Below are 16,001 nucleotides of genomic sequence, written 5' to 3'. Positions count from 1 at the left end.
TGTCAGGAAAGCTTTTCTCTAAAGTTAATTAAAGGGCATTTCACATGAATGTTAAATTAGTCGCATTATCCATGCTGGCTCTCACCGGCGCCTGTGCGGCCGCCTCATCCAATACCGTGCAATTCAAAGGCGAAGTCAGCACGCAAACCTGTTCGGTGAATATTAACGGCAACCAATCCAACCCGGTCGTGTTGCTGCCGACCGTCGCCGCCAGCAAACTCGCCGCCAAAGGCGCCACCGCCGGCGACACCACCTTTACCGTTAACGTGACGGGCTGCGCCGCGGCGACCAGCGATACGGCGATCAAAACCGTGCTGGCGGGCAACAACCCGACTACCAACGGCAACCTGGGGAACGCGGGCGATGCGGCCAAGGTGTCCATTCAACTGCTGGACAGCGACGCCACCACGCCGCTGTCATTCGCCAGCGGTTCGACCGTCACCACCTCCGCGATGACGCTGGCGAAGGACGCCACCTCCACCTCACAGAATCTGGTGGCCCGCTATTACGCGGAAGACACCGGCGTGGCGGCCGGTTCGGTGATCGCCACCGCCCAGTTCGCCATTAGCTACAAATAAGCCGGCGTCAGGCGCCATACCTGTTGATGCCAGCGCCGTTCCTTAGCGGGCGGCGCTGAATGACTCGCTCCCTTTATCGGTTCACGTTTATGCCGCAGATAACCCGCTCCGCCCGCCGATGGGCCGCCCTGTCGCTTTGCCTGATGAGTTTTGCCGCCACCCACGCCTTGGCCAGCGTAACGCTGCTCGGCAACCGCGTGATCTACCCCGCCGAGGCGCGGGAAAAAACGCTGCAATTCACCAATGACGACGGCACCCCGGCGCTGATGCAGATCTGGCTCGACATCAATAACCCGCAGTCCACGCCGGAAAACGCCGATGCGCCCTTTGTCGCCTCGCCGCAAATCTTCCGCATGAATCCGCACAGCGGGCAAATGGTGCGGCTGTCGTTCGTCGGCCAGCCGCTGGCGCGCGATCGCGAATCGCTGTTCTACCTCAACTTCCTGCAGGTGCCCGCCGTGCGTCAGACGGACAGCGACAAGAACAAACTGCTGCTGGTGGTCACCAATCGGCTGAAGGTGTTCTATCGCCCCGCCGGGCTGGCCGGCGACGCCAACCACGTCATCGATCGCCTTAGCCTGCGCCAGGTCGGCAACGCGCTGCGCGTCGACAACCCGACCGGCTACTACGCCAACGTCAGCCAGGCGGTAATTCTGAGCGGCGCGAAGCGCAGCGCCATTCCGCAGGCGGATCTGATCCCGCCCTTTTCGCAGGCCAATTGGCCGGTGAACGGGGAAGTGCGGCAGGTCGCGCTGCGCGTCATCAATGACTATGGGGTGGAAATCACGCGCACCCTGAACGTCGCGCGCTGAAACCAGACAGGGAGGCTTTCATGTTCGATGTCCGCAAGGCGACGCCGCTGCCCGCGCGCTGGTGCTGCGCGCTGCTGGCGCTGCCGCTGGGCTGCGCCGCCGCCGACGGCTATACCTTCGATCCCGCGCTGCTGCGCGGCAGCGTGCTGAGCAACAGCGCCCTGAGCCAGTTCAACCAACAGGACGCCGTCGCCCCCGGCAGCTATCAGATCGATCTGTACCTCAACGGCCAGTTTCTCGAGCGCGACCAAATTCGCTTCGTGCGCGCAGACAAGCAGGTGCTGCCCTGTTTCGATCGGCCGCAGCTGACACGCTTCGGGCTGAAGAATCCGCCGGCGGCCGAGGCGGAATGCCTGCTGCCCGGCCGGGATCTCAAAGACATCGCGGCGAACGCCGATATCTCGCGGCTGCGGCTGGATCTGAGCATTCCGCAGGCGCTGTTGAACGGCCAGCCGCGCGGCAGCGTCAACCCCGCCAGCCTGGACAGCGGCGAATCGATGGCCTTCGTCAATTACAACCTCAACCAGTACCACGTCAGCTACCGGCAGGGGCAAACCCGCGACCTCGATTCGACCTACGCCAACCTGAACGGCGGGTTCAACCTCGGGCTATGGCGCTACCGTCAGCAGTCCAGCTACCGCTACGATCGGGAGTTCGGCGGTCACCTGGACACCAGCCGCCGCTACGTGCAGCGCGCAATCCTGCCCTGGCGCAGCGAAATGCTGTTGGGCGAAGGCTTTACCGACGGGCACTTCTTCTCTGGCCTGGGCTTTCGCGGCATTCAGCTCAGTTCGGACGATCGCATGCTGCCGGATTCACAGCGCGGCTATGCGCCGGTGGTGCGCGGCGTGGCGAAAAGCAACGCGCGCGTGACGGTGCTGCAGGGCAAAAGCACGCTGTACGAAACCACCGTAGCGCCGGGGCCGTTCGCCATCAACGATCTGTACGCCACCAACTACGCCGGCGATCTGACCGTAGTGGTGACCGAAGCCGACGGCAGCGTCAGCACCTTCACCGTGCCGTTCGCCGCAGTGCCGGAATCCATCCGCCCCGGCCAGTCTCGCTACTCCGCCATTGTCGGCCGTTCCCGCTACGTCGGCGACAACGATCTGTTCAGCGAAGTGACCTGGCAGCACGGCCTGACCAACGCCCTGACCTTCAACCTCGGCAATCAGCTGGCGGACGGCTATCAGGCGATGATGCTGGGCGGCGTGTACAGCAACGAACTGGGCGCCTTCGGCATGGACACCACCTATTCCCACGCCAGCCTGCCGGACGGCGGCGCCTCAGGCTGGATGCTGCATCTCTCTTACAGCCGAACCTTCAGCCCGACGGACACCACCTTATCCATCGCCGGCTACCGCTACTCCACCGAAGGTTTCCGCGATCTCAGCGACGTGCTCGGCGTGCGGCGCGCCGCCGTCACCGGCCAACGCTGGCAGTCCGACTCCTACCGCCAGCGTTCGCGTTTCGAGGTGGCCGTCAATCAGGGCATGGGCGCGTTCGGCAGCCTGACGATGTCCGGCTCGACCCAGGACTACCGCGATCAGCGCGGCCGCGATAATCAGCTCCAGTTGGGCTGGGGGAAAACCTTCGGCAACGGCGTGGCGCTTAACCTCTCCGTCACCCGCACCCGCAGCTTGGGCTACAGCAACGGCGACTATCGCGGCTACGGGCCGCTGGACAACGTCTACAGCGCGCCGCTGGCGCAGAACACGCAGACCGTCACCGCCCTGTCGCTGAGCTTCCCGCTCGGGCGTTCGTCATCCGCCCCCAGCGTCTCGCTGCTGGCCAACCACAGCCAGGGTCAGGGCGGCAACTATCAGGCTGCGCTGTCGGGCAGCGTCGGTGACGAGCAGCCAGTCAGCTACGGCCTGAACTTCACCACCGACGACGATCGCCAACAAAGCATCTGGGGCGGCAACCTGCAAACCCGCCTGCCCTACGCCAACGTCACCGGCTCGTTCTCCACCGCGCGCCAGTATCGACAAGGCTCACTGTCGCTGCAGGGCGCGGTGGTGGCGCACCGCGGCGGCGTGACATTAGGGCCGTATGTCGGTGACACCTTCGCCCTGATCGAGGCGCCCGGCGCCAGCGGCGCGCAGGTGATGGACGGCCAAGGCGCGCGTGTCGATCGCTTCGGCTATGCGCTGGCGCCGGCGCTGGTGCCCTATCACTACAACACCGTCGCGCTGAACCCCGAGGGCATGAATGACAAAGCGGAACTGGAAGACGGCCAGCGGCGCGTCGCGCCGTACGCCGGCGCCACGGTGCGCCTGCGCTTCAACACCGTGCGCGGCCAGGCGCTGCTGATCACCGCGCAGCGGCCCGATAACGCGCCGATCCCGATGGGCGCCAACGTATTGGATAAGGCGGGGAACAGCGTGGGCATGGTCGGCCAGGCCAATCAGGTGTATCTGCGCAGCGACCGGAATGCCGGTGTGCTGACGCTGAACTGGGGCGACGCGCCCGGTCAGCAGTGCACGCTGCATTACCGCCTGCCCGTCGCGGAAGACAGCCCGATCCAACGGCTCAGCGCCCCGTGCCGCTAGCCCGTTTAACTTATCTCAGGAGAGACGATGAAACGCATTTCTTATCTGGTCGCCGCCCCGGCGCTGTTCGCCCTGTCGCTGTTCGGCGCACCCGCGGCGCTGGCGCAATGCACGCGGGTCGCCCCCTGGATCGACTCCGGCTGCGATCCTTGCGGGGTGGGCACGGCGCTGGGTCGGGTCAACCTGACCAGCACCTATCTGCAGCCCGTCGGCACGCCGCTCGGCACCAGCGTGTTCGATCTGACCTCCGGCACCCGCTACCCCGATCCCAATAAGGTGCTGTATGAATGCGATGCCGGCGATGTCGGGCAAATTTATGAAGTCTTCGCCACCAACGGCGACGATCGCGTCGGCGGTTATTACGATCTGGGCGCCAGGGACGGCAACCCCAACTATTACGCCACCTACTTCCCTTACGTCGGCATCCGTTTGACCCACCTGGATTCCGGCAAGGTTTTTACCCGTTACTGGCAGTCGGCGCCGATTACCCGCTACGCCACCGTGGGCAACAAAATCCAGATCCGGGTGAAAGACTTCAGCGCCATCCGCGCCGATCTGATCCGCATCAGCTCGCTGCCGGGCGCGGGCGCCAGCAACTACTGCGGCTACAGCGCCGGCAACCCGCTGGTGGGCATGGCGTCGACCACCGGCAATTCGAACTATACCTGCACGCAGCCGAACGGCTATGTCACCTTTCAGGGGCCCGGCATCGCCTCGGATCCTATCGGCAGCGATTCCGCCACCAACTACGCCACCTAGGGCACCGGGCGCTGGAATGCGATGGGCATGGGCACCGCACCGATCTCTTCGCTGACCTATACCGCCACCTGCGTGGCGCGCAACGTCACGCCGCTGGTGATCCTGCCGACCCTCTCCGTCAGCCAGTTGACCGCCGGGCAAACCTCACAGGCGCAGTTCACCCTCAATATCGAATGTGACAACGCCGCCGTGTCCGGCGTCAGCAGCAACAATACCGCCCTCGGCCTGCAGGTGCCGTATGAAAGCTATGTCGCGGCGCAGCGACTCGGGTTGGTCAGCGCCAACGGCGGCGTGAGTTACCTGCTCTCCAGCGGCTACGGCACCGACAGCAGCGTCGCTACCGGCGTGGGCATCGCGCTCGCCAACGCCGGCAACGGCGCGCCGATGAACTTTGTCGGCTGGGCGCGCTGCAGCGCCGGGCAATGCCCGCAGGGCAACGACGCCGGCTGGTATCCGGTGCTCAACGGCGCCAGCGGCGGCGGCAGCACCGCGGCGGGGTTTACCCACTACACCACCCAGCTCACCGCCACGCTCGCCCGGCTGCCTGGCCAAACCGTCACCGCCGGCAAGGTGGACGCCAGGGCCTACGTCTGGGTTAAGGTGCAATGATGAGAAAGAAATGCCTGATTATCGGATGCGCCCTGCTGCTGGCGCTGGCTTCCATTGGCGCGCAGGCGGGCATCATCGCCTCCGCCACGCGGGTGATCTTTCACGAGGGCGAGACGGAAAAAACCCTGATGCTGCTCAACACCAACGGCTATCCGATCGTGGCGCAAACCTGGGTCGATAACGGTGACGTCAACGCCGCCCCCGAACTGTCCCGCGCGCCGTTTGTCACCCTGCCGAGCGTATTCGCCCTGCAGCCTTCGGCGCTGAAAGGGCTGCGGATCCTGTTTGCCGGCGCGAGCCTGCCCGCCGACAGGGAGTCGGTGTTCTGGCTTAACCTGTATGAGATCCCGCCCAGCCGGCCGGCCACGCCGCCGCTGGCGGCGCGCGTGACGCTGGCGATGAACACGCAGATGAAAATCTTCTACCGCCCCAGCGCGCTGAAGGGAAACGCCGACAACGCGGCCGAGGCCGTTTCGTTCACGCTGCAAAAATCACCGCGTGGCTATCTGCTGCGCTGTCACAACCGGTCGGCGTTTTATCTCTCGTTCGCTCGCATCACCGTGCAAACCGACAGGCGCGATGCCCCGGTGCGGCAAGAAAGCGACATGATGACCGCGCCATTCAGCACGCGAGATTATCACCTGGACAACGTTGCAGCGTCGGAACTCTCCTCTCAGATCACCGTTCAGGCCACCCTCATCAACGACCAGGGCCAACAGATCGTCAAGTCATACACAGCAAACCCATAACGATAAAAAGCAGCACATTTTTTTAAGTACAGGAAATAGGGAAAATGAGTCTCAGCAGATTCCAGCTACAGTTTCACCTGGAGAAACAGGCCAACATCATCAGGCAGTCACCGGCGTTTCACGCCGCCATCGTCAAACACGGGGAGTTATTGAAAGAGACCTACAAGAAACATCCGCTGTTTTACAAAATCATCTTCAGGAACAGCCGGTTCATCATTTGTTCCACCATCCTGTCCATTTATTACCATCAGCCCGCCGCCGGGCTGAAAGACATCAAAGCCTTTTTTAAAGGGAAAAATTTGATCAGCGAGAACTCCCTGGACTCCTTTCTGTTTTTTTTGCGGGTCGGGCGCCGGTTGGAGGTCAAACCCTGTGAGCATGACAAACGCCAGTTACGCTATAAGCCTACGCCGCACGCGCTGGCGGAAACCCAGGCGCTGATCGCCTCAATGGCGCGGCCTTATCAGGCGCTGGCACCACAGATGCCCATCGCGGCGCTGCTGGCGGCGCCCGGCTTTCTGTCCACCTTTTTCGCCGCCTACGGACAACTGATGCTCAAGGAGATCTACCTGATCGATCTGGTGCAACAGTCAGGGCTGTTTATCAGCAAAGATGCCGGCCACATGGTGCTGTTGATGCTGTTTATCGAAAGCATCCGACAGGACTCCCCTTTTCTGCTGCTCTCCTCGGCCAAAATCGCCAAGTCCTGCTCCGTCTCACGCGCGCACGTGAACCGCATTCTGCAGGCGGCGGAAAAATCCGGCCTGCTGACCACCACCAATAATGTGGTGATCGAACTCAACAGTTCGTTCTTCATCATGGCGGAACGCTATTTCAGTCTCTATTTTGCGATGGTCGAATTCGGGCTTGAACGGGTTTGGCAAACGCAACAATCCGCCTCGCACTCCTGAGCCCTTTACCGCGCCCGCAATACCCGATCGATCAACCCCCAGACCGCCGCTTCGTCGGCGGTCATGAAGCGATCGCGATCCAACACCCGCTCCACCTCTTCATAACTTAGGCCGCAATGTTGGGCATACAGCCGAATCACCCGATCTTTGGTGCGCTTCATCTCTTCGGCGTGGATCAAGATGTCGGAGGCCTGCCCCTGAAAGCCGCCCAGCGGCTGGTGCACGTGCAGGCTGGCATTAGGCAGCGCCATGCGGTGCCCCGGTTCGCCGGCCATCAACAGGAACGACCCCATCGAACGCGCGGTGCCCATGCACAGCGTATGCACCGGCGCGCGGATATACTGCATGGTGTCGTAAATCGCCAGCCCGCTGGTGATCGCCCCGCCCGGCGAGTTGATGTACAGGTGGATCGGTTTTTCCGGGTTTTCCGCCTCCAGAAACAGCAACTGGGCACACAGCATTTCGGCCACGTCGTCGTTGACTTCGCCGTTAAGGAACACGATCCGATCGCGCAGCAGGCGCGAATAAATATCAAAGGAACGTTCTCCCCGGCTGGTCTGTTCCACCACCATCGGGACGAGCATCATCTTCTCACGCATCGGTGAACTCCTGGGTTGGCAACAAAGAGAAATGTGTTTAACGCGTCAGGCGGCGCGCATCACCGTCGGCGGGCCATCGTTGGCGGCGTCGAGCTGGTGGATAATCCGCAGCAGGCTGCCGCCGCCGGCGTCCGGCACGATCTGCAGGGTGACGACGCTTTCGAGAAACGGCGGTTGGTCGTCGCGCAGGCGATAGCTCACCGCCTCGCCCGGCGTGGCGGCCAACGGTTCAGCCTGCGCCAAATCCCCCGTCGGCAGCCATTGCTCGCGCAATTCGGGAACGCTGAGCGCGCGCCACACTTTTTCCGGCGGCGCCTCGATCGCATACTCCAACACCAGCCGGTCGCGCGGCGGCCGCTCAGCCTGTTTGTTCATTGATCCATGTCCTTCAGCAAGGTTTGCAGCGCGTCGATGCGCGCCGGCCAGTAGGCGCGGTACTTCGCCAGCCACTGGGCGATCTGCGCCAGCCCTTCCGGGTCGACCTGGTAATTGACGCAGCGCCCCTGCTTCGTCTCGCGTACCAGTCCGGCGTTACGCAGCACCGCCAGGTGTTGTGACATCGCCGACTGGCTGATGGGCAGCCCTTCGCGCAACGCACTGGCGTTCATGCTGGCGACAGCGAGTTTGTCGAAGATGCGGCGGCGGGTCGGATCGGCCAACGCCTTGAAGATGTCATTTTCGTTCATATAAACACATTAGTATTCACTTATGTATTATGCAACCGAGCACGGCATTTTTTGCTGCAAAAGAGACTCCGCGCCGCAGCGCGGAGTGAATGGACGAGGCATGATCGCGCTTATGAACGGATCGGGATCACCAGCACGTCGATATTCAGTTGGTTGATGGCGTTGCGGGTAGAGGAAAACAGGTTGCTCCACAGATCGTGGTGATGGCCGAACACCAACAGATCGATGTTCTTGTCCACGACCGCCGTGCGCAGTTCGTCAACGAAGCCGCCGCGCCCGATAATCACTTCCGCGATCGGGTAATTGACGTTTTGCGTGGTGGGTTCCAGCTCTTTGCGGATCTTCTCTTCGAACGGCACGCCGTCATAGCTGCGTTCCGAAAAGCCGATCGCCGCGTGGTAGGTGTCGTAGTGGACGTCCACATAGATCAGCGAGAGTTTGGCCTGCAGCGCCTCCGCCAGCAACGCCCCCTTTTCGACCAGCCGTTTGCCGTCATCGCTCAGATCGGTGGCGATGACAATATGGTGGTAACACATAGCGCCTCCTGTCATGGACTCGGTTGAGCCGAGGCTCCGATATCACGCCGGGGTCATATCGTTATGATTAATTTTAGTTCAGAAATGGCGCTCATGGCGGGAGGTGATGCGGTGGGAAAGCCCCGTTGCCGGGGCTGAAGGCAGAAATTATTTCTCGCGCTGCGCCTCAAACCAGACGTTGCACAACGACAGGATCAGCGTGTTGGCGTCTTTCACCAGCACGTTATCGCCGGGCACCCCATCAGTGCCCTGATCGGTGATGCCTTTGATAACGGTATCCGCGTGCTGAATGGCCACACGCTCGACCGACGGCGTGCTGATGCCCAGCATCGGGAAATCGATATAGGAGCTGCTGCCGGCATTGTCCTCGACAAACTCCTGCGCTTCTACGGTGCTGACGGTCGCCCCTTCGCTTTTCAGCGCCGTGTCATTCCAGCTGAACGCGTCCGCCTTATAGCTGATTTTGCCGCCGATCAGGCTCTGCGCCTGTTGCTGATCCCAGCAGCCGGTGGTTTGAGTTGGCACAATTTTGCTGACGCGCCAGTTGCCCAGCAGCTGTTTAGGGATCGGCCCGGTATCGCTCTCCGCCGCCCTAACCTGAGTCGCCGAGACGCAGGCCAACACCACCAGCGGCAGCAGCGCCTTGCTCCAAGTGTTCAATCGCATTGTCTATTCCTTCGTTTCAGTACCCAGTCTGCCCTTACGGGCCAACGGCTATCATAATAAGCCCGCCGATTCGCCGTCAAAACAATCCGCACCGCGCCGGGCAGCGACCGCTCATAGCTAATCGCTATGAGTCATAGTGAATCAGTATTTTGTTTTAGCCCAGCGATTACCTACAGTCACTGCCACTATTCTGCCCGCCAAAATTAGCAGGCAATGTTGACAAGGACCCTGGGAAAATGACATTTACGCTGAAAAACCTCACGTTGGCGCTGGCCGCCGCCGGCACGCTGCTGCTGACCGCCTGCGGCCCGACCGCACAGGACGAGCACCACATCAAGGTCGGCATCAGCGCCGGCATCGATCAGTCGCTGTGGGCGGTGGTGCAGAAGGTCGCCAAGCAAAAATACGATCTGGACGTGGAGGTGGTGACCTTCAACGATTACGTGCTGCCGAACGAAGCGCTGAACAATGGCGATCTGGACGTCAACGCCTTCCAGCACAAGCCTTACCTGGACAAGCAGATGCAGGAGCGTGGCTACAAGCTGGCGGCGGTGGGCAATACCTTCGTCTACCCGATCGCCGGGTATTCGAAGAAGATAACCGCACTCAGCCAGTTGCCGGATGGCGCGCAGGTGGCGGTGCCTAACGATCCGACCAACCTGGGCCGTTCGCTGCTGCTGTTGCAAAAACAGGGGCTGATTACCCTGAAAGACGGCGTCGGCCTGCTGCCGACCGCGCTGGATATCGTCAGCAACCCGAAAAAGCTGAAGATCGTCGAGATTGAAGCGCCGCAACTGCCGCGCGCGCTGGACGACCAACAGGTGACGCTGGCGATCATCAACACCAACTATTCCAGCCAGATTGGCCTGTCGCCGGCCAAGGACGGGCTGTTTGTCGAAGACAAAAACTCGCCTTACGTCAACATCTTCGCCAGCCGCATCGACAACAAAGACAGCGAGAAAGTGAAGGATCTGGTCAAGGCCTACCAGACCGACGAAGTGGCGGCCAGCGCCGCCGACATCTACAAAGGGGACGCCGTCAAAGGCTGGTGATCCTCCCCCCGCATGCCCGTGACGCCCGGCCACGGGCCATGCCAACCTCAGCCGCGCTGAATGGACACGCCGCCGTCCACCAGCATCGCGGTGCCGGTGACGAATGAGGAAGCGTCAGACGCCAGATACAGCGCCGCCTGCGCGATCTCCTCCGGCATCGCCAGCCGCTTCAGCGCGTGCAGATCGGCCACCTGCGCCAGCGCCTCCGGGGTATTGCTCATCTGCCGGCCCATCGCCGTGTCGGTGCCCCCCGGCAGCAGCGCGTTCACCCGAATGCCGCGCCCGCCAAACTCCACCGCCAGCGCCTGCGTCAGACCGATCAGCCCCGATTTGCCGGCCGCATAGGCTGCCGTGCCGGGAAACGCCGCGGTGTGGCCGACGAACGTGGAGGTGAAGATCACCGAGCCCGCGCCACGCGCCAGCATGGCGGGAATTTGATGCTTGGCGCCGTAATAGGCGCTGGACAGGTTGGTTTCCAGCACCTCGCGCCATTCTGACGCGCTGAGCGCCAGCGACGGCCCCAGCGGCCCCAAGGTGCCGGCGTTGTTGAAGGCGATATCCAGCCCGCCGAATTCGTCGACCGCCGTCGCCGTCAGCCGTTCGGCGAAGGCTTCGTCGCGCACGTCACCCGACACCGCCAATGCTCGGCCGCCCTCGCGCCTAATGTCCTCCACCAACTCGGCCAACAGCGGCGCGCGCCGGGCGCCCAACACCAGCGCCGCCCCCTGCCGGGCGAACAGCAGCGCCGCCGCTTTGCCGATCCCCGAACTGGCGCCGCCGATCACCGCCACCTTGCCGTTTAATGCATTCATCGCTCATCCTCACGCGGTTTAAAGATCCTCAGTGTGAGGCAAGATCCCGCGCCGCGCTGGCCGCAAGCGGACATGTAACTGACGCCAATGAAAAAGGCGCTGCAAGCAGCGCCCCGGCAACGCGAACCTGGCGGTTAACTCACGGCCTGGCCGCGTATTTTCCCTGATTGGCCGGCGTCACCAGCTCAAATGGGATCCAGTAATACGGCTCGAGCTTTTCACCGTTGATCATGCGCTGCGCCACATCGACCGAGGCCTTGCCCTGGCCGACCGCGTCCTGGAACACCGTGACCTGCATCTTGCCGGAGGCCAGCGCCTTGAGGCCGTCGGGCGTGGCGTCGATGCCGCCGATCAGCACTTTCTTGTCCGCCTTGCCCGCCTGCTGCAGCGCCATGATCGCGCCGATCGCCATCTCGTCGTTGTTGGCGGCGACGATGTCGATCGCTTCGCCGTTGGTCAGCCAGTTCATCATCAGATCCATGCCTTCACTGCGTGAATAGTTGGCGCTCTGCTTCTGCACCACCTTCATTTTCGGGTACCTGGCCACCACCTGCTCCACGTCTTTGGTGCGCTGCAGCGCGCCGGCGTCGGTCAGGTTGCCGATCATCACCGCCACGTTGCCCTGATAGTTGGCCAGCCGCGCCAACTCTTCCATCTGCAGCGTGCCGGATTCCCGCTCGTCGGAGCCGACGAACACCACGCCCTGCGGCAGTTTGGCGTCGCCCGGCGTGCGGTTCACGTACACCAGCGGCACGCCGGCGGCCTGCACCATTTTGGTCATTACCGGCGTGCTGGCCGAGTTGACCGGATCGACGATAATCGCGTCCACCCCGGCGCTGATAAAACTCTGCACCTGATCGGTCTGGCGGCCGACGTCGCCGCGCGCGTCCTCGAACTGCACGGTAATGCCGCGCGCCTTGGCCTCCTTGTCGATCGCCTGGCGGATAATGGTGAGGAAGTTCTGGTCGAAATAGGCCATCGATACGCCGATGGTTTGCGCCAATGCCGGGGTGGACGCACACAGCGCCACCGCCAGCCACAGCCCTTTCAGGTAATTCATGATGTGCCCCCCGGTAAAAAAACACCGCCGGCCAACCTTGGCGCCGGCGGCAATTCACGGCAATCAGTGTTTTTTGCGGTTGCGACGCATGTCGATCGACACGGCGGCGACGATAATCACGCCTTTGATGATGTCCTGAATGTAAGAATCGACGCCGATAAAGGTGAAACCGCTTTTGATAAGGCCGAGGATCACCGCGCCGATCAGCGTGCCGGTGATGCGCCCGACGCCGCCCATCAGGCTGCTGCCGCCGATCACCGCCGCGGCGATGGCGTCCAGCTCGTACGACATCCCCATGCTCGACTGGCCGCTGCTGACGCGCGCCGCCAGCACCACGCCCGCCAGTCCCGCCAACCCGCCGGCGATGGTGTAAACCGTCACCAGATATTTGTTGACGTTGATGCCGGACACCCGCGCCGAGGTCATGTTGCCGCCGATGGCGTAGATGTATTTGCCGTAGCGGGTGTGTTTGAGCGCGATATGGAAGATCACCGCAATCACTAGGAAGATGATCACCGGCATCGCGCCCTGGCCGATTGACGTGAAGCCGTCCGACAGGAAGCTGACCGGGTTGCCCTTGGTGTAGTACTGCGCCAGACCGCGCGCCGATACCATCATCCCCAGCGTGGCGATGAACGGCGGAATGCCGGTGCGGGTGATCAGGAAGCCGTTGATAAAGCCGCAGACAATGCCCACCCCAATCCCCGCGCCGATCGGGATCGCCGCCGGCAGATCGAGCAGCCCCGGGTACATCGGCGAAATGCTGTCCGAGGTCTGCGCCAAGCTGGCCGCCACCACCGCGGTCAGCGCAATCAGCGAACCGGAGGAGAGATCGATGCCGGTGGTGATGATCACCTGGGTGACGCCCACCGCGATGATGCCGATGATCGCCACCTGCAGCACGATCAGCAGCAGGCGGTTCGGGTTCAGCAGGAACGACTGATCGCGCATGTACCAGCCGAGGATTTCGAAGATCAGCGCGATGCCGATCATCACGATGAAGATGCCGGTATCCTTCGGCATTTTGCCGCTCAGCCCGGAGAACAGCGTTCCCTTGCCCGTTGAATCGGCGGAGAGCGGCTTCTCAATCTTTACGTTACTCATGATGTTCACCCTTCGTTATTCTGAGGCCAGCGCCAGGATCTTCTCCTGGTCCGCGTCGTCTTTGTCCAAAATGCCGGTGATGCGGCCGCCGTGCATCACCATCACCCGGTCGCTCATGCCGAGGATCTCCGGCAGCTCGGAGGAGACCAAAATGATGGCGACGCCGCGGTTGGCCAGCTCGCTGATCAGGCGGTAGATTTCCGCTTTCGCCCCCACGTCGATGCCGCGCGTCGGTTCGTCGAGGATCAGAATTTTCGGCTGCGCCAGCAGCCAGCGCGCGATCAGCACCTTCTGTTGGTTGCCGCCGCTGAGGTTATTGATGATCTGATCCATGGTCGGCGTTTTGATGTTGAGTTTTTTGATCTGATCCATGCAGTCTTTGGCCATCTGCACGTGGCTGACGAAACCGTTCTTGCCGATGTATTCCGACAGGTTGACGATGCTCATGTTCTCGACCACCGACAGCACCAGAAACAGGCCGGATTTTTTGCGGTCTTCGGTGAGAAACGCCAGCCCGCTCTCGATCGCCTTCGCCGGGGAATCGACCTTCACCGCCTGGCCTTCGATAAAGATCTCGCCGCCGTCCGCCGGGTGCATGCCGAACAGGCTTTCCATCACTTCGCTGCGCCCGGCGCCCACCAGCCCGGCGACGCCGAGGATCTCGCCGCGTTTGACGCTGAACGACACGTCATGGAACCAGCCGCTGCGGCGCAGCCCCGCCACCCGCAGCACTTCCTCGCCGATATTGTTGTTGAATTTGGGGAACATCTGCGTCAGTTCGCGCCCCACCATCATGGTGATCAGCGACTGTTTGGTCAGGTTTTCGGTTTTGTCGCAGGCGATGAAGGTGCCGTCGCGGAAAATGCTCACTTCGTCGGTGATGGCGAAGATCTCGTCCATCTTGTGGCTTATATAGATGATGCCTTTGCCCTGCTCGCGCAGTTCGCGGATGATGGCGAACAGATGCACCACTTCACCTTCGGTCAGCGCCGAGGTCGGTTCGTCCATGATCAAGACGTCGGCGTTGTAGGACACCGCCTTGGCGATCTCCACCATCTGCTGGTTGGCGATGCTCAGATCACCCACCAGCGTGTCCGGCTGCAGTTTGATGTTCAGCCGCGCCAGCAGCTCGCGGGTGTTCTCGTTCAGCTGTTCGTGGTTGACGAACCCCAACCGCGCCGGCTCGCGCCCCAGCCAGATGTTTTCCGCCACCGTCATGTAAGGCACCAGGTTCAGCTCCTGGTGGATCATGGAAATGCCCGAATGCAGCGCCTGCAGCGTGTCGCTGAAGGTGACCGGCCGGCCTTTGATTTTTATCGAGCCTTCATCCGGGTGGTAGATGCCTATCAGGCATTTCATCAGCGTCGATTTGCCCGCGCCGTTTTCTCCCATCAGCGCATGCACGCTGCCGGGTTTGATTTTAATCGAGACCTTATCCAGCGCTTTGACGCCGGGGAACTGCTTGCTGATGCCTTCGGCCTCAAGAACATAAGGGTACATACCGCTTACCTCCGCACTGACCCACGTTTTCCGCCGCGCTCGCCCCACACCGGCGCCCGCGGCGGGCTTCAAGGCTTATTTCTTGTTTTTATCGGCGAATTGCTGGTAATTGGCCTGAGTGATCAGCTGGTAAGGGATCAACACGTTGCTTTCCACTTTTTCGCCTTTCACCAGTTGAACGGCGGTCTGCACCGCGCCCTCGCCCTGGCCTTTGGCGTCCTGGAACACGCTCAGCGCCAGATCGCCCTTCTTGATGAACTCCAGCGCGTCCGGCGTGCCGTCAACGCCGGCCACCAGCACGCCGGATTTTTTGGCTTGCTTCAGCGCCAAAATAGCGCCGATGGCCATTTCGTCGTTGTTGGAGGCGATGGCGTCGATCTGCTGGCCGGACAAAATCCAGTCGGTGGTGACGTCCACCGCCTCTTTGCGGAAGAACTTGGCGGTTTGCTTGTCGACTATTTTGATGCCGGGATAGTTGGCCGCCACTTCTTCCACGCCACGGGTGCGGTCGCGCGTGGCTTCGCTCGACAGCTCGCCCATCAGGATCATCACGTTGCCCTTGCCGTTCATCAGCTTGGCCAGCGCTTCCATCTGCAGTTTGCCGGCCAGCTTGGAGTCGGATCCGACGTAGGCCATGCCGGCCGGCAGCGCCACTTCCGGCTTGCGGTTGACGAACACCAGCGGGATCTTGGCGTTCTCGGCCAGTTTGATCATCGGCTTGACGCCCTGGGTATCCACCGGGTTGAGGATGATGGCGTCGACGCCCTGGCTGACGAAGTTTTCGATTTGTTGAATTTGCTGCGCGATGTCGCCCTTGGCGTCTTCGAACTGGCCGCTGACGTTGCCGTCGGCCTTCATTTTGCTTTGCATCGACTGGCGCAGAATGGTGAGGAAGTTGTCATCGAAGTAAGCCATGGAAACGCCGATCTTGATGTCTTTGGCCAACACGCTGGCCGGCAGCATGCACATCAGTACCGAGGCGGCGATCAATTTCTTCAGCTTCATGTTCGTTACCC

At 61.9% G+C, this 16,001-nt stretch carries 16 protein-coding genes and 1 pseudogene; 7 read left to right on the top strand and 10 right to left on the bottom strand.

The annotated features are described in order from the left end of the window. Positions 1–44 precede the first annotated feature (44 nt). From ACJ8PL_RS05780 to ACJ8PL_RS05755, 6 genes and pseudogenes are all read left to right on the top strand, one after another. Positions 45–578: a fimbrial protein gene (locus ACJ8PL_RS05780; protein ID WP_028128040.1), complete on the top strand. Its 534-nt coding sequence runs from the start codon at positions 45–47 to the stop codon at positions 576–578. A gap of 59 nt (positions 579–637) precedes the next feature. Next, positions 638–1,390, top strand: coding sequence for a fimbrial biogenesis chaperone (locus ACJ8PL_RS05775; RefSeq protein WP_228988404.1), 753 nt, complete (start codon positions 638–640; stop codon positions 1,388–1,390). A gap of 20 nt (positions 1,391–1,410) precedes the next feature. Next, the gene (locus ACJ8PL_RS05770) at positions 1,411–3,942 is read left to right on the top strand and encodes a fimbria/pilus outer membrane usher protein (protein WP_318669658.1); all 2,532 of its coding nucleotides are present in this window, start codon (positions 1,411–1,413) and stop codon (positions 3,940–3,942) included. 27 nt (positions 3,943–3,969) lie between these two features. Further along, positions 3,970–5,310: pseudogene (locus ACJ8PL_RS05765) on the top strand (fimbrial protein). After that, positions 5,310–6,059: a fimbrial biogenesis chaperone gene (locus tag ACJ8PL_RS05760; RefSeq protein WP_442530907.1), complete on the top strand. Its 750-nt coding sequence runs from the start codon at positions 5,310–5,312 to the stop codon at positions 6,057–6,059. The pseudogene ACJ8PL_RS05765 and the gene ACJ8PL_RS05760 overlap by 1 nt, the downstream one beginning before the upstream one ends. 44 nt (positions 6,060–6,103) lie before the next feature. Then, a complete protein-coding gene (locus ACJ8PL_RS05755) occupies positions 6,104–6,970 on the top strand; it encodes a hypothetical protein (protein WP_033640644.1) in 867 nt (288 codons plus the stop codon). 5 nt (positions 6,971–6,975) lie between these two features. Here the strand turns inward: ACJ8PL_RS05755 and ACJ8PL_RS05750 are convergent, their stop codons facing one another. From ACJ8PL_RS05750 to ACJ8PL_RS05730, 5 genes are all read right to left on the bottom strand, one after another. Then, entirely contained in the window at positions 6,976–7,569 is a 594-nt protein-coding gene (locus ACJ8PL_RS05750) for an ATP-dependent Clp protease proteolytic subunit (protein ID WP_016928119.1), read from the bottom strand. Between the two features lie 45 nt (positions 7,570–7,614). Further along, positions 7,615–7,944 (bottom strand): SRPBCC family protein, encoded by a 330-nt coding sequence (locus ACJ8PL_RS05745; RefSeq protein WP_016928120.1) that lies wholly within the window; start codon positions 7,942–7,944, stop codon positions 7,615–7,617. Next, on the bottom strand, positions 7,941–8,255 hold the full coding sequence (locus tag ACJ8PL_RS05740) for an ArsR/SmtB family transcription factor (RefSeq protein WP_016928121.1): 315 nt from the start codon (positions 8,253–8,255) through the stop codon (positions 7,941–7,943). Before ACJ8PL_RS05740 ends, ACJ8PL_RS05745 begins: the two co-directional genes overlap by 4 nt. 110 nt (positions 8,256–8,365) lie before the next feature. Then, on the bottom strand, positions 8,366–8,791 hold the full coding sequence (locus ACJ8PL_RS05735; protein ID WP_015377548.1) for a universal stress protein: 426 nt from the start codon (positions 8,789–8,791) through the stop codon (positions 8,366–8,368). Between the two features lie 147 nt (positions 8,792–8,938). Next, positions 8,939–9,457 carry a hypothetical protein gene (locus ACJ8PL_RS05730; RefSeq protein WP_016928122.1) on the bottom strand — a complete coding sequence of 173 codons (519 nt, stop codon included), beginning with the start codon at positions 9,455–9,457 and terminating at the stop codon, positions 8,939–8,941. Positions 9,458–9,693: 236 nt separating this feature from the next. Here ACJ8PL_RS05730 and metQ point away from each other — a divergent pair, with 236 nt between their 5' ends. Further along, a complete protein-coding gene (gene metQ / locus ACJ8PL_RS05725; protein WP_016928123.1) occupies positions 9,694–10,509 on the top strand; it encodes a methionine ABC transporter substrate-binding lipoprotein MetQ in 816 nt (271 codons plus the stop codon). A gap of 47 nt (positions 10,510–10,556) precedes the next feature. On the opposite strand, the gene ACJ8PL_RS05720 is transcribed toward metQ, so the two are convergent. The 5 genes from ACJ8PL_RS05720 to ACJ8PL_RS05700 form a co-directional block, all read right to left on the bottom strand. Further along, entirely contained in the window at positions 10,557–11,321 is a 765-nt protein-coding gene (locus ACJ8PL_RS05720) for an SDR family oxidoreductase (protein WP_274985380.1), read from the bottom strand. A gap of 139 nt (positions 11,322–11,460) precedes the next feature. Then, a complete protein-coding gene (locus tag ACJ8PL_RS05715) occupies positions 11,461–12,381 on the bottom strand; it encodes a sugar ABC transporter substrate-binding protein (RefSeq protein ID WP_048795219.1) in 921 nt (306 codons plus the stop codon). 63 nt (positions 12,382–12,444) lie between these two features. Continuing rightward, positions 12,445–13,485, bottom strand: coding sequence for an ABC transporter permease (locus ACJ8PL_RS05710; protein ID WP_025160279.1), 1,041 nt, complete (start codon positions 13,483–13,485; stop codon positions 12,445–12,447). A 15-nt stretch (positions 13,486–13,500) separates the two neighbouring features. After that, on the bottom strand, positions 13,501–14,985 hold the full coding sequence (locus ACJ8PL_RS05705) for a sugar ABC transporter ATP-binding protein (protein ID WP_033640651.1): 1,485 nt from the start codon (positions 14,983–14,985) through the stop codon (positions 13,501–13,503). Between the two features lie 75 nt (positions 14,986–15,060). Continuing rightward, positions 15,061–15,990: a sugar ABC transporter substrate-binding protein gene (locus ACJ8PL_RS05700; protein WP_016928128.1), complete on the bottom strand. Its 930-nt coding sequence runs from the start codon at positions 15,988–15,990 to the stop codon at positions 15,061–15,063. Between the last annotated feature and the right edge of the window lie 11 nt (positions 15,991–16,001).

This window comes from Serratia sp. CY83965, from assembly GCF_052166375.1.
Classification (GTDB): Bacteria; Pseudomonadota; Gammaproteobacteria; order Enterobacterales; family Enterobacteriaceae; genus Serratia; species Serratia marcescens.
Note: the sequence above shows the minus strand (reverse complement) of the source record. Positions and strands in the feature narration are given on the sequence as shown.

Excerpts from the sequence above, each read along its gene's own strand:
- ACJ8PL_RS05720 (WP_274985380.1), bottom strand. The coding sequence starts at position 11,321 with ATGAATGCATTAAACGGCAAGGTGGCGGTGATCGGCGGCGCCAGTTCG.
- ACJ8PL_RS05750 (WP_016928119.1), bottom strand. The coding sequence starts at position 7,569 with ATGCGTGAGAAGATGATGCTCGTCCCGATGGTGGTGGAACAGACCAGC.
- ACJ8PL_RS05705 (WP_033640651.1), bottom strand. The coding sequence starts at position 14,985 with ATGTACCCTTATGTTCTTGAGGCCGAAGGCATCAGCAAGCAGTTCCCC.
- ACJ8PL_RS05700 (WP_016928128.1), bottom strand. The coding sequence starts at position 15,990 with ATGAAGCTGAAGAAATTGATCGCCGCCTCGGTACTGATGTGCATGCTG.
- ACJ8PL_RS05780 (WP_028128040.1), top strand. The coding sequence starts at position 45 with ATGAATGTTAAATTAGTCGCATTATCCATGCTGGCTCTCACCGGCGCC.
- ACJ8PL_RS05730 (WP_016928122.1), bottom strand. The coding sequence starts at position 9,457 with ATGCGATTGAACACTTGGAGCAAGGCGCTGCTGCCGCTGGTGGTGTTG.
- ACJ8PL_RS05735 (WP_015377548.1), bottom strand. The coding sequence starts at position 8,791 with ATGTGTTACCACCATATTGTCATCGCCACCGATCTGAGCGATGACGGC.
- ACJ8PL_RS05740 (WP_016928121.1), bottom strand. The coding sequence starts at position 8,255 with ATGAACGAAAATGACATCTTCAAGGCGTTGGCCGATCCGACCCGCCGC.
- metQ (WP_016928123.1), top strand. The coding sequence starts at position 9,694 with ATGACATTTACGCTGAAAAACCTCACGTTGGCGCTGGCCGCCGCCGGC.
- ACJ8PL_RS05775 (WP_228988404.1), top strand. The coding sequence starts at position 638 with ATGACTCGCTCCCTTTATCGGTTCACGTTTATGCCGCAGATAACCCGC.
- ACJ8PL_RS05715 (WP_048795219.1), bottom strand. The coding sequence starts at position 12,381 with ATGAATTACCTGAAAGGGCTGTGGCTGGCGGTGGCGCTGTGTGCGTCC.
- ACJ8PL_RS05770 (WP_318669658.1), top strand. The coding sequence starts at position 1,411 with ATGTTCGATGTCCGCAAGGCGACGCCGCTGCCCGCGCGCTGGTGCTGC.
- ACJ8PL_RS05760 (WP_442530907.1), top strand. The coding sequence starts at position 5,310 with ATGAGAAAGAAATGCCTGATTATCGGATGCGCCCTGCTGCTGGCGCTG.
- ACJ8PL_RS05755 (WP_033640644.1), top strand. The coding sequence starts at position 6,104 with ATGAGTCTCAGCAGATTCCAGCTACAGTTTCACCTGGAGAAACAGGCC.
- ACJ8PL_RS05710 (WP_025160279.1), bottom strand. The coding sequence starts at position 13,485 with ATGAGTAACGTAAAGATTGAGAAGCCGCTCTCCGCCGATTCAACGGGC.
- ACJ8PL_RS05745 (WP_016928120.1), bottom strand. The coding sequence starts at position 7,944 with ATGAACAAACAGGCTGAGCGGCCGCCGCGCGACCGGCTGGTGTTGGAG.